The sequence below is a fragment of the Prevotella sp. lc2012 genome, assembly GCF_900107065.1.
GTDB lineage: Bacteria > Bacteroidota > Bacteroidia > Bacteroidales > Bacteroidaceae > Prevotella.
On record NZ_FNUF01000001.1, the window covers coordinates 719,819 to 731,656 of the forward strand.

13 protein-coding genes are annotated in these 11,838 nt (G+C 47.7%); 3 read left to right on the forward strand and 10 right to left on the reverse strand.

Annotated features, from left to right (window positions below):
• The first annotated feature begins 55 nt into the window (after window positions 1-55).
• Window positions 56-652, forward strand: coding sequence for a sigma-70 family RNA polymerase sigma factor (locus tag BLU99_RS03175; RefSeq protein ID WP_255397424.1), 597 nt, complete (start codon window positions 56-58; stop codon window positions 650-652).
• A 28-nt stretch (window positions 653-680) separates the two neighbouring features.
• Here the strand turns inward: BLU99_RS03175 and rpe are convergent, their stop codons facing one another.
• The 9 genes from rpe to BLU99_RS03215 all read right to left on the reverse strand — a co-directional run bounded on the left by rpe (window position 681) and on the right by BLU99_RS03215 (window position 8,762).
• Window positions 681-1,334, reverse strand: coding sequence for a ribulose-phosphate 3-epimerase (rpe, locus tag BLU99_RS03180; protein WP_091899702.1), 654 nt, complete (start codon window positions 1,332-1,334; stop codon window positions 681-683).
• Window positions 1,335-1,338: 4 nt separating this feature from the next.
• Window positions 1,339-1,476 carry a hypothetical protein gene (locus BLU99_RS12245; RefSeq protein WP_176771020.1) on the reverse strand — a complete coding sequence of 46 codons (138 nt, stop codon included), beginning with the start codon at window positions 1,474-1,476 and terminating at the stop codon, window positions 1,339-1,341.
• 105 nt (window positions 1,477-1,581) lie between these two features.
• Entirely contained in the window at window positions 1,582-2,589 is a 1,008-nt protein-coding gene (gene fmt, locus BLU99_RS03185; protein ID WP_091899703.1) for a methionyl-tRNA formyltransferase, read from the reverse strand.
• Window positions 2,590-2,603: 14 nt separating this feature from the next.
• Window positions 2,604-4,409, reverse strand: a complete 1,806-nt coding sequence (locus BLU99_RS03190; RefSeq protein WP_176771021.1) for a chloride channel protein — start codon at window positions 4,407-4,409, stop codon at window positions 2,604-2,606.
• 6 nt (window positions 4,410-4,415) lie between these two features.
• Window positions 4,416-5,024 carry an L-threonylcarbamoyladenylate synthase gene (locus tag BLU99_RS03195; RefSeq protein ID WP_091899705.1) on the reverse strand — a complete coding sequence of 203 codons (609 nt, stop codon included), beginning with the start codon at window positions 5,022-5,024 and terminating at the stop codon, window positions 4,416-4,418.
• Window positions 5,024-6,613: a peptide chain release factor 3 gene (locus tag BLU99_RS03200; RefSeq protein WP_091899706.1), complete on the reverse strand. Its 1,590-nt coding sequence runs from the start codon at window positions 6,611-6,613 to the stop codon at window positions 5,024-5,026. Before BLU99_RS03200 ends, BLU99_RS03195 begins: the two co-directional genes overlap by 1 nt.
• A 45-nt stretch (window positions 6,614-6,658) precedes the next feature.
• Window positions 6,659-7,519 carry a dTDP-4-dehydrorhamnose reductase gene (gene rfbD, locus BLU99_RS03205; RefSeq protein ID WP_091899707.1) on the reverse strand — a complete coding sequence of 287 codons (861 nt, stop codon included), beginning with the start codon at window positions 7,517-7,519 and terminating at the stop codon, window positions 6,659-6,661.
• A gap of 2 nt (window positions 7,520-7,521) precedes the next feature.
• Entirely contained in the window at window positions 7,522-8,067 is a 546-nt protein-coding gene (locus tag BLU99_RS03210; protein ID WP_091899708.1) for a DUF4924 family protein, read from the reverse strand.
• Window positions 8,068-8,096: 29 nt separating this feature from the next.
• A complete protein-coding gene (locus BLU99_RS03215) occupies window positions 8,097-8,762 on the reverse strand; it encodes a LysE family translocator (RefSeq protein WP_091899709.1) in 666 nt (221 codons plus the stop codon).
• A gap of 148 nt (window positions 8,763-8,910) precedes the next feature.
• Here BLU99_RS03215 and BLU99_RS03220 point away from each other — a divergent pair, with 148 nt between their 5' ends.
• Entirely contained in the window at window positions 8,911-9,897 is a 987-nt protein-coding gene (locus BLU99_RS03220) for an ROK family protein (protein ID WP_091899710.1), read from the forward strand.
• A gap of 22 nt (window positions 9,898-9,919) precedes the next feature.
• Here the strand turns inward: BLU99_RS03220 and BLU99_RS03225 are convergent, their stop codons facing one another.
• Complete coding sequence (locus BLU99_RS03225; RefSeq protein WP_091899711.1) at window positions 9,920-10,333, reverse strand: PaaI family thioesterase; 414 nt, start codon at window positions 10,331-10,333, stop codon at window positions 9,920-9,922.
• Window positions 10,334-10,611: 278 nt separating this feature from the next.
• Here BLU99_RS03225 and trpB point away from each other — a divergent pair, with 278 nt between their 5' ends.
• Window positions 10,612-11,820, forward strand: coding sequence for a tryptophan synthase subunit beta (gene trpB, locus BLU99_RS03230; protein WP_091899712.1), 1,209 nt, complete (start codon window positions 10,612-10,614; stop codon window positions 11,818-11,820).
• Window positions 11,821-11,838 lie beyond the last annotated feature (18 nt).

The window sequence follows — 11,838 nt, forward strand, 5'->3', positions numbered from 1 at the left end:
ATACAAAATATTATTGCCTATCGAAACAACTCTACTCAATACAAAATGATTTCGTATGAGTACAACAAAAAGGATGTCCGACGAAGAGTTGGCATTAGCTTATATCGATGGTAATAATAGTGCGTTCGACGAGTTGCTTTCCAGAAGCCAAGACAAGGTCTTCAACTACATCATGTATGTGGTGAAAGACGAGGATTTGGCCAATGAACTCTTTCAGGAGACCTTTCTGAAGGTGATTACAAAGATGCAGGGCGGAAGATATGCCGAGTCGGGAAAATTCATCTGGTGGGTCACGCGGATAGCACACAACGTGATTATCGACCATTATCGAGCCCAGAAGGGGCGTAAGGTCGTGGATCTGAATAAAGAGAACGACCTTAGCAACCTAAATAGCAGTTCAATACTGGAAGGAAACCGAGAGGGACAAATAAGCAATGCTCAGGTACTAAGTGATGTTCGCCGACTGATGAAAGCACTTCCGGAGCCACAACGCGAAGTGGTCTTCATGCGCTTTTTCCAAGAGATGTCTTTCAAAGAAATCGCCGAGCAGACCCATGTCAGCATCAACACCTCGTTAGGTCGCATGCGCTATGCACTGATGAACCTTCGCAAGCTCAGTCACCAGTATGGTATGAATCTAACGCTGGAATAAAACCAATGGTAAATCGCAAAAGCAAAGGCTAACGTCTAAAAGCCTTTAGATCATGAATAATCTGCTCAGGATTCTGAGCCTTAAAGACATAGCTACCGCTGACGAGCACATCAACACCCGCTGCAACCAGCCGGGGAGCAGTCTCGCCCTGTACACCACCATCGACCTCAATCAGCGTCTGGCACTGCTGCTCGGTAATCATCTGACGCAAGCGTTTCACCTTATCGATAGTATTCTCGATAAACTTTTGTCCGCCAAACCCCGGATTGACACTCATCAGCAGCACCATATCCACATCACCAATAATGTCCTCGAGCACACATACAGGTGTCGAAGGGTTTAGGGTCACGCCAGCCTTCATACCAGCATCATGAATCTCCTGTATCGTACGATGGATATGGGTGGATGCCTCATAGTGAACATTCATCATCATTGCCCCCAACTTAGCAGTCTGACTGATATAGCGTTCTGGGCGTTCAATCATGTAATGTACATCAAGCGGTTTCTTACAAACCTTGGCAACAGCTTCCAGCACAGGAAAACCGAAGGAGATGTTTGGGACGAACGAGCCGTCCATCACGTCAAGGTGAAGCCAATCGGCCTCACTCCTGTTAATCATGTCGATGTCGCGGTCGAGATGCAGGAAGTCGGCAGCGAGTAATGAAGGTGATACTAATGCCATTTTCTCAGTTTAGGCTACATGCCTGTTTAATGTTCTTACGATAGGTGTATGCAACCTGTCGGATTAGCATAAGCGTCTGTTCCCTAGGCTTCAGGTTTCCTCCGAAGTTCAACAGCGCGTCATCGGGAGTAAAATGCTTCATAGGCAATCACTTTATATGATGTTCTCTATCCTACAAACGCACACACCACCTACTTTATTATATATTTCTCTTTTTTTATGTCACAGATCAAACGGGAAAGTTCTATTATACAGTCTCAGTCTCAGAACTAGTATGGATACAGCGGGCTTCGGTAATGTTTTTGTTGCCATTCAGGAAGTCCATAGCCGTCATCCTCTTCTTGCCTGCTAACTGAAGTTCGTCAATGCGCAAGAGTTTTCCTGTCCTGGCTGCAATATAGAGTTTCTTTCCTTCAACAACAACAGTTCCTGGATCAACAGGACGGACGATATCCGAAACCATTGCCTTGAAAACTTTCAGCGTAGTCTGCCTGCCAGTGCTATCGCATAACGTGGTCCATGCTGATGGTACAGGACAAAGTCCACGTATAAAGTCATAGATCTGCTTGGCGGGCAAATTCCAGTCGATATCACAGGTTTCCTTGAAGATCTTTGGAGCATGCCGAAGCACCTGACCTGCAGTGATCAACTGCTCCTGTGGTATACTCTCGAGATGACCGTCGGCAACCAAGAGTCGTTCCAAGGTATCCAGACATATCTCCGCACCAAGGTGCATCAGTCCATCATAGACATATTCGACATCTGCAGTATCAGGAATATCGAAAGGCTTCTGCATAATCACACGACCAGTGTCTATATTTTTATCGAGGAAAAAGGTTGTGACACCTGTCTGGGTCTCACCATTGATGACAGCCCAGTTGATAGGCGCCGCCCCTCGATACTGGGGTAACAACGCAGCATGCACATTGAAAGTGCCATACTCCGGCATATCCCATACCACCTCAGGTAGCATACGGAAGGCTACGACCACCTGAAGGTTGGCATGAAAACTGCGGAGAGTTTCCACGAATGCAGGATCCTTCATCTTCACTGGTTGTAACACTGGTATTCCATGCTCCACGGCATACTGCTTCACAGCGGATGGTTGTAAAACGCTACCATGCCTACCAACAGGTTTGTCGGGCTGAGTCACAACTGCCACCACATGATAATCGTTCTCCACCAGAGCCTTCAGTGTCTCCACCGCAAACTCTGGTGTTCCCATAAACACTATTCGTAAATCCTTCTTCTCCATTCTATTTCCCTTTATCAATCCTCACTCATATCGGCCACCATCTTCCTGTACATCGTATAGATACGCTGCCGCGAGACATAACCCTTCAGGTGAGCCTGTGCATCGAAGACAGGTAACCAATTGGCTCCTGTCCGATCGAAGATGCGCATTACATCGACCATCGGAGCATCATCGCTCAAGGTAGCCTTAGGGTCTCTCATCAACTGGGAGGCCGTGAAATGATGATACAATTCTATACGGAACACAACATTGCGAATCTTCATGATATCAATCTCGCCCAGAAGTGTCCCCGCCCCATCAATCACGGGAAGTACAGTGGAATGGCTGCGACTGATCTTATGCACAATCTGTCCCAATTCCATATCAGGACTGACAGCCAGATAATCGCGCTCAATAACACTGTCAAGGTTCATCAGCGTCAGTACTGCATGGTCGGTATGATGAGTGAGCAACTTTCCCTGTTTGGCCAAACGCGAGCCATAGATGCTGTGAGGCTCAAAAATAATAATGGTCAGATAAGCACACACACTGACGATCATCAGCGGCATAAACATACTATAACCACCTGTAAGTTCCGCTATCAGGAAGATACCCGTCAAGGGTGCATGCATCACACCCGACATCACGCCAGCCATACCCAATAGTGAGAAATTCTTCTCCGGAATATAAACGCCAATCTGTTGCATGTTCCACAGGCGGGAGAATAGGAAACCAGTAAAACAACCTATAAAAAGACTGGGGGCAAACGTACCACCACAGCCACCACCACCATTCGTAGCCGAGGTGGCAAACACCTTCGTCAGAAGTACCAATGCAATGTAAGGAATCAGCAACGATCCCTGTCCAGAAAAGAGTGAGTTGTTCAGTATTCTATCCCAATCGGCCTCAGTCTGTCCATTTAACAACAGATTAATGCTACTATAACCCTCACCATACAGAGCAGGGAATAGGAAAATTAACAGACTCAGCATCGTTCCGCCGATGGCCAGTTTGATATGCGGATGGTCCTTGAATCGAGCATACACATCCTCACAGGCTCCCATCATCCGAATAAAGTAGAGTGATACAATTCCACAGGCGATGCCCAACAGAATATACGCAGGAGCACGTTGTATGGACCATTCGTTGTCGAGATGGAAGGTGAACAGAGATGCATCACCACTGAAGATGTAGGTAAAACATGTGGCTGTCACACATGAGACGAGGATTGGCAACAAAGCCGACATCGTCATATCAATCATCAGCACCTCAAGCGTGAAAACTAATCCCGCTATAGGCGCTTTGAAAATACCTGCGATAGCACCAGCCGCACCACATCCCACCAAGGTCATCAACATCTTACGATCAAGATGGAACAACTGTCCAAGATTTGACCCGATGGCCGAACCCGTCAGTACAATCGGGGCCTCTGCTCCAACAGAACCGCCAAAGCCGATGGTGATGGCCGAAGCAATCACCGACGACCAACAATTATGTGACTTCAGTCGCGACTTGTTGGTCGATATGGCATAGAGTATTCTCGTGATTCCATGTGAAATATTATCCTTAACAATATACCTCACGAAGAGTGATGTGAGATAGATACCCACCACGGGGTAGACCAGATAGAGCCAGTTGGCATGCGACTTCTCGAACGAGCTCGTCAGCAAGAGCACTATCTGGTTGATAATCCAATGCAAGGAGAAAGCGGCAACGGCAGCAAAGAAACCCACAACAAGTGCGAGGATGATCATAAACATCTTCTCACTGACATGCTCCACACGCCACTCATGCAGTCGTTGAAGCCACTTGGGTCTTCTGTCACTTATCGTTGCATCCACGTTCTATTACTTCCTTATGACTGTAACCTCACCGTTCTCACGCAGTCTGATGATACACGATGGTGTATGAGGCTTATGCTCCTGTCTACGACTCCAGCACACATAGTCGACAGCCTCCAGAATATGAGGATCGATATCACAGTAGTTCTGGGCAGCAGGTTCCCCACTGATGTTTGCCGAGGTCGACACGATAGCCTTTTGAAAACGATAGCAGAGTTCCTTTGAGAATGGCTCGTTAGTGATGCGGATACCCACGCTACCATCATCCGCAATCAGGTTCTCAGCCAGATTAATAGCTCCATCGAGCACCAGTGTCGTTGGCTTCGTCGACGGAGAAGCGTTCTTTGCCATTGGAGTATCATCCTTCAGACTGTCGATCAACTGCCACGCTACATCAGGTACATGTCTGAAATAGCGCTGCATACGAGCATCGCTGTCTACCAGACAGATCAGAGCCTTCGAATCGTCACGCTGTTTGATCTCATAGACCCGCTTGACAGCTTCTGCATTCGTCGCATCACAACCAATGCCCCAGACTGTGTCTGTCGGATAGAGTATCACTCCACCCTTACGCATCGTCTCTACTGCTTTTTTGATATCTTCTTCTATCTTCATTAGAATTCACTTGTGAAATGGAACTTAATATTTTTAAAGTCCTCCTGTGCCATAGAAAGCACATATCCAGAGTCAGCAAGGAACACATCACGTCCTTCCTTGTCCTTAGCCATATACTGGTACTTCCGTTTCTTGAAATTCTCCAGTTCCGCCTCGTCGTCGCTCTCGATCCAGCAAGCCTTATACAGGTGCACAGGTTCCCAACGACACTTGGCATTATACTCATTCTCTAGTCGGTACTGGATAACCTCGAACTGCAATTGTCCTACCGTTCCGATGATCTTTCGATTACTGAACTGGTTGACGAACAACTGTGCTACGCCCTCGTCCATCAACTGGTCAATACCCTTCTGAAGCTGCTTGGCTTTCATCGGATCGTCGTTCTCGATATACTTGAACAGTTCCGGAGAGAAAGAGGGCAGACCGCGGAAATGTAACTGTTCTCCCTCCGTCAGTGTGTCACCGATCTTAAATATTCCACCAGTATCTGGGAGTCCTACGATATCTCCAGGCCAAGCCTCATCGACTGTCGATTTACGCTGCGCCATAAACTGCGTAGGCGAGGTGAAACGCATCGTCTTACCCTGTCTCACATGTAGATAAGGCTGGTTGCGGCGGAACTGTCCGCTACAGACCTTACAGAAAGCGATACACGAGCGATGGTTCGGGTCAATATTCGCGGTAATCTTGAAAATAAAGCCAGTAAATTTCGGTTCCTCAGGCTGCACATTACGTTCCTCGGCCTTTGTTGGCCGTGGACTCGGTGCAATTTCCACGAAGCAGTTCAGCAGTTCCTGCACACCGAAGTTGTTCAATGCCGATCCAAAGAATACAGGGGCAACCTCCGCCTCACGATATGACTCCACATCGAATGTGGGGTATACCCCCTCTACCAGTTCCAAGTCCTCACGCAGTTTGGCTGCATTCTCCTCACCTACCCGTTCGTCCAACTCCACACTGTTGATATCCACCTCAACCTTGTCAGTCACACGTTGCTTATCAGGTGTGAAGAGATCGAGTTTCTCTTCGTAGATATTATACACACCTTTGAACTTTGCGCCTTGATTAATCGGCCAACTCAACGGTCGCACTTTGATCTCCAGCTCTTGCTCCAGCTCATCAAGTAAATCAAAGGGGTCACGTCCCTCACGGTCCATCTTATTGATAAAGATGATGACAGGAGTCTTACGCATACGACAGACTGTCATCAACTTTCGAGTCTGCGTCTCCACACCCTTGGCACCGTCGACCACTATGATAGCCGAGTCAACGGCAGTCAGCGTGCGGAAGGTATCCTCCGCGAAGTCCTGGTGTCCAGGAGTGTCGAGAATATTCACCTTATATTCGATATCCGAGCCCTGAGGGGTATAATCGAACTCCATCACAGAGGTTGAAACCGAGATGCCACGCTGTTTTTCAATATCCATCCAGTCGCTAGTAGCCGTCTTCTTGATTTTGTTGTTCTTGACAGCTCCAGCCACTTGTATTTGTCCACCAAACAGCAGGAATTTCTCCGTCAGCGTTGTCTTACCTGCATCAGGGTGCGAGATAATCGCAAATGTCCTTCTTCTTCCTATTTCTTCACGCATTTTTTCTTTTTATATATGTTCAGACGAGCAAGCTCGGAACTTGATTCATAATTCTCTCGTTATATCTTTCATGCAGTCAGCAAGTGATTCTTCCCAATAAGGAATGCTGATGCCATAGGTCTCTTTGATCTTCGTCTTGTCAAGCACAGAGTAATGCGGTCGTCTGGCTGGTGTGGGATAATCGACTGTATGCAACGGCCGGACCTCACAGTCAGTAATGCCAGCTATACGATGTATCGCCTTCGCGAAGTCATACCAGGAAATCACGCCCTCATTCGAGAAGTGATAGATGCCAGGCACAACTCCTTGATTGATAATAGCAAAGATAGCCACCGCCAGGTCGCGCGCATAGGTCGGTGTCCCGACCTGATCGAAGATCACGCCCAACTCCTGTCGCTCCTTGCCCAAACGAATCATCGTCTTTACAAAGTTATTGCCAAAAGCGGAATAGAGCCACGCCGTACGGATAATCATCGTTCGATGGCATGTTGCCATCACGGTTTGCTCTCCTTCCAACTTCGTGGTGCCATAGATGCTGTCAGGACATGTCGGATCAGTCTCCACATAAGGCTGATGACCTGTGCCATCAAACACATAATCGGTAGATATCTGTATCATCCATCCACCGCGTCGCTCCACCGCTGCAGCCAAAAAACCTGGAGCGGTCGCATTCAACATACGACAAATGGAAGGATTCTCCTCGGCCTTATCGACAGCAGTATAGGCAGCACAGTTAACGATACCATCTATCTCATGCTCGTCAACATAACGTTCAATTGCCACCTCGTCTGTAATATCGAGATCTTCAACATCCGTATTAAAATAGAGGTGCTGGGGGTTCTTTTCCTCCAGCAGCTGCATTTCGTTTCCCAGTTGGCCTTTACAGCCCGTCACCAGTATCTTCATGTCTATTCGAACTTCAGTCCTTCCTCTTTGTCCTTCTTGTAATAGTCAGAGAGCATGCCCACGAATGTCGATATTTCCTTCACTGCATGTAGTGTGTCGGGCGAGATATCCTTCTTCTGCAGACGTAGCATCATCACACCGTATAATGAATTTAGACAGGTCTCTAATTCATTTTCCTCCTTGTCGGCCCCGCGATTGCGCAACTCGACAATAAACGGTAGGACCTTATAATATGCAGTATTATAAAATGGAAACTTCGTCGACTGTAGCAGTTGGTTATGCAAGTCTGTCAGCATCTGCATTGTCACCTTGTTGATCTGCAGATGACCTTTCTCACGGCAACCTTCCTGATTCATCATCCTAATTAAGTTTCCAAACCAGTCGGTCTCCTCCTCCTTCTGCTCGTCACTATAGTCGAAACGAGCCACATACTCATCACGAACCCTGCGCAATGAACAGTCAAATGCACGTATCGTATCCTCAATCTGCCACATATACAACAGATATTCGGCAATATTCTTTTTCCTCAGTTCCTGTGCAATAAACACTTTTTTCTTTTTTACTTTCTTATTATTTCTTAAAAGAATCTCACAAGATTCGTGGTCGTACCAAGCAGCATGATAACACTTCCGATAATCACAGCCACGCCAATAACTTGGTTGATGATCTTGATGCCATTGGTATCAAACTTAGTACGAATCTTATCTACCAACCACGTCAGGCCCCACCACCAAAGGAGGGCACCACACACGATACTGGCAAACCCCACGAGCATCTCGAACGGATGATTCGGCAGCACAAACGCAAACTGTGCATACATCGCCAAAAAGAGGAAGATAATCAGTGGATTAGAGAACGTGACGAGGAAGGCAGTCCATGTATTATACCAGAGCGTACCCTTCTGTTGTCCCGACTGGTGCATCTTCCGCGTCGGATCAGTGCGATAGGTATAGATACCGAAGCAGAGTAGCATCACACTTCCCACGATCTGTAGGTAGAAACGATTCTGATCGTTATTGATCAGATCCATGACAAACGACATGCCGAATCCTGCGAAGGCGGCATAGATGATATCACTGACTGCGGCTCCCACCCCAGTGGCAAGACCAAACCAGCGTCCTTTATTCAGCGTACGCTGTACGCAAAGGATACCTACAGGACCCATCGGGGCAGAGGCAATCACGCCAATCATCATCCCCTTGAAAATAAAGTCCAATATGTTAATTGGTACATGAAACGGCATAACGAGTGCAAAGATACAAAGAAATGCCCGAAAAAACAAATTTCATGGTTAATTTCCGTAAAATATCACAGAGTTTGACAGATTTTACGTAACTTTGCGATAGAAATCGTGAAGAGACAATCAATAAACAATAAAACTTAAAATACATATGAATGATCAAACTGTTATGAAGCCGTATGTCATCGGCTTAGACCTGGGAGGCACAAACTCTGTATTCGGTATTGTAGACGCGCGTGGAGATATCAAGGCGACCACAGCCATCAAGACGGGCAGCTACGAGAAGGTGGAAGAATATGTTGACGCCTGCGTAGATGTGCTGCAGGTGATTATAGACCAGGTTGGCGGCATCGAGAAGATTAAGGCGATGGGTATCGGCGCTCCTAATGGCAATTTCTATAACGGTACTATCGAGTTCGCCCCCAACCTACCTTGGGCTCACGACGGTGTAGTGCCCTTGGCCAAGATGTTCAGCGAACGATTGAATGGAATCCCTGTAGCATTGACCAATGACGCAAATGCTGCCGCCATCGGCGAGATGGTATACGGTGTGGCTCGTGGCATGAAGAACTTTATCGTGATTACCCTCGGAACAGGTGTAGGATCAGGTATTGTGGTCAACGGCCAACTGCTCTATGGTCACGACGGCTTTGCTGGTGAGTTGGGGCATGTAACGATGGTACGCGGCGAGGAAGGTCGCATGTGTGGCTGTGGCCGTAAGGGTTGTCTGGAATGCTACTGCTCCGCTACAGGTGTGGCTCGCACGGCTCGTGAGTTATTATCGAAGACAGAGCGCCCCAGTCTACTCCGCGAACTTGATCCAGAGAAGATTACCTCTCTCGATGTAAGTATTGCTGCTGGCAAGGGCGACGAACTGGCCAAGGAAATCTATGACTTCACGGGTCATATGCTTGGTGAGGCCTGTGCCGATTTCGCTGCTTTCTCATCACCAGAGGCTTTCATCTTCTTTGGAGGTATGGTGAAGGCAGGTGAACTCATCATGAAACCTATCCGGGAGGCATATAACGAGCATGTGCTGAAGATATTTAAGAACAAGGCACAGTTCCTCGTGAGTGGCCTAGACGGTGCCAGCGCTGCTGTGCTTGGTGCTTCCGCCATTGGTTGGGAAATCCAATAGGAATCATCTGGACATTCCGATATTACTTCAGGCCGTCGACATTCAAGTCGACGGCTTTTCTGTAGGCTAATCCCGTAAGTACGCAACAGAGATCACCGTTTTGGTTTGTGACGCGTACCTCAACATAGGGAATCTTATGATGGTTGAAGATCTCCGTGGCCTCAGCAATGAGCGTATCACCCTCCTTGGCACTTTTCAGGAACACGATATGATTCTCTATACCGAAGGTCATCGCGCCCCGACTGTTCATAACAGCGGCAAGTGCAATATCAGCCAATGTAAAATATGCTCCCCCCTGACAAACACCTCCTGCGTTCAGATGATGTGATGTCACGATGAGTTCCGCACAAGCATACCCTTCACGAACCTCTTTTAATATACAGCCGTTGTCCGCTGCGAAACGGTCACCCTGTACCAAAAAATCTTTTAAAGTCATCGTCAACTAAGAATTTGTCGGCAAAATTAAGCTATTTCTTTCATTTTATTAAAAAAAACGCAGAAAAGTTTGCACAGAAACAGAAATATATATACCTTTGCAGCCAGAAAAAAGAAATTCTGAAATGAAAATGATGAATAACTATTGGTGGTGGCAGAGCTCGAGATCAAAAACGTCGCGAGGCTGATAGCCGTATATGTTATTCAACCACAGATACAAAAGGCTCGTCGCGACAGCGGCGAGCTTTTTTAATGTCAATCACAAAAACAACCAAATATATGAAAGAGAATTATCTTGTAGATGAGAAAGGGTTTTACGGAGAGTTCGGTGGTGCCTATGTGCCAGAGATTCTCTACAAGTGCGTACACGACCTACAGGAGGCCTATCGCCCCATCATCGAGTCAGAGGAGTTCAAGAAAGAGTACCACGCCCTGTTAAAAGACTATGTGGGGCGTCCCTCACCACTCTACTATGCCAAGCGAATGAGTGAGAAATATGGCTGTAAACTCTATCTGAAGCGTGAAGACCTGAACCATACTGGTGCGCACAAGATCAACAACACCATCGGACAGATATTATTGGCTAAAAAGATGGGGAAGACGCGTATTATCGCAGAGACAGGTGCTGGACAGCACGGTGTAGCCACAGCAACCGTCTGTGCGCTGATGAATATGAAGTGCGAAGTGTTCATGGGCGCGACAGACGTGGAACGGCAACACACAAATGTGGAACGCATGAAGATGCTGGGAGCCGAGGTTCATCCCGTCCGCACTGGTAACATGACACTCTCTGATGCTTGTAGCGCTGCCATCCGCGACTGGTGTTGTCATCCTGCCGATACCTTTTATATCGTGGGTTCGACTATGGGACCACACCCATACCCCGACCTTGTGGCACAGATGCAGAGCGTCATCTCCGAAGAGATCAAATGGCAGTTGGAAGAGAAAGAAGGTCGTGACTATCCCGACTATCTCATCGCCTGCATCGGTGGCGGCAGTAATGCCGCTGGCACAATTTACCACTATGTCGACGACGAGCGTGTGAAGATTGTACTAGCAGAGGCGGGCGGACACGGTTGGCAGACAGACCACACGGCTGCTACCATCCACAAGGGGGTAACAGGTATCCTGCATGGTGCGAAGATGCTTGTCATGCAGGATGAGGATGGTCAAATACAGGAGGCCTTTACAATCTCGGCCGGCCTCGACTACCCCGGCGTTGGTCCCATGCATTGTAACATGGCGAAGAAAGGCCGTACGAAAGTGCTCAGCATCAACGACGACGAGGCTGTCTACGGTGGCTATGAACTGACTCGCATGGAGGGTATCATACCTGCCATCGAAAGTGCACACGCCATCGCAGCCCTGAAGAAACTGACTTTCAAGCCCGACGATCTGGTCGTGCTTACTGTCAGCGGGCGTGGCGACAAGGATGTACAGACCTACCTCAGCAACAAGGCTATGGCGAAAGAATACGGCAATTTCTAATGAATAAAGAATCATTCA

Excerpts from the sequence above, each read along its gene's own strand:
- BLU99_RS03175 (WP_255397424.1), top strand. The coding sequence starts at position 56 with ATGAGTACAACAAAAAGGATGTCCGACGAAGAGTTGGCATTAGCTTAT.
- rpe (WP_091899702.1), bottom strand. The coding sequence starts at position 1,334 with ATGGCATTAGTATCACCTTCATTACTCGCTGCCGACTTCCTGCATCTC.
- BLU99_RS12245 (WP_176771020.1), bottom strand. The coding sequence starts at position 1,476 with ATGAAGCATTTTACTCCCGATGACGCGCTGTTGAACTTCGGAGGAAAC.
- fmt (WP_091899703.1), bottom strand. The coding sequence starts at position 2,589 with ATGGAGAAGAAGGATTTACGAATAGTGTTTATGGGAACACCAGAGTTT.
- BLU99_RS03195 (WP_091899705.1), bottom strand. The coding sequence starts at position 5,024 with ATGAAGATAGAAGAAGATATCAAAAAAGCAGTAGAGACGATGCGTAAG.
- BLU99_RS03200 (WP_091899706.1), bottom strand. The coding sequence starts at position 6,613 with ATGCGTGAAGAAATAGGAAGAAGAAGGACATTTGCGATTATCTCGCAC.
- rfbD (WP_091899707.1), bottom strand. The coding sequence starts at position 7,519 with ATGAAGATACTGGTGACGGGCTGTAAAGGCCAACTGGGAAACGAAATG.
- BLU99_RS03215 (WP_091899709.1), bottom strand. The coding sequence starts at position 8,762 with ATGCCGTTTCATGTACCAATTAACATATTGGACTTTATTTTCAAGGGG.
- BLU99_RS03220 (WP_091899710.1), top strand. The coding sequence starts at position 8,911 with ATGAATGATCAAACTGTTATGAAGCCGTATGTCATCGGCTTAGACCTG.
- BLU99_RS03225 (WP_091899711.1), bottom strand. The coding sequence starts at position 10,333 with ATGACTTTAAAAGATTTTTTGGTACAGGGTGACCGTTTCGCAGCGGAC.
- trpB (WP_091899712.1), top strand. The coding sequence starts at position 10,612 with ATGAAAGAGAATTATCTTGTAGATGAGAAAGGGTTTTACGGAGAGTTC.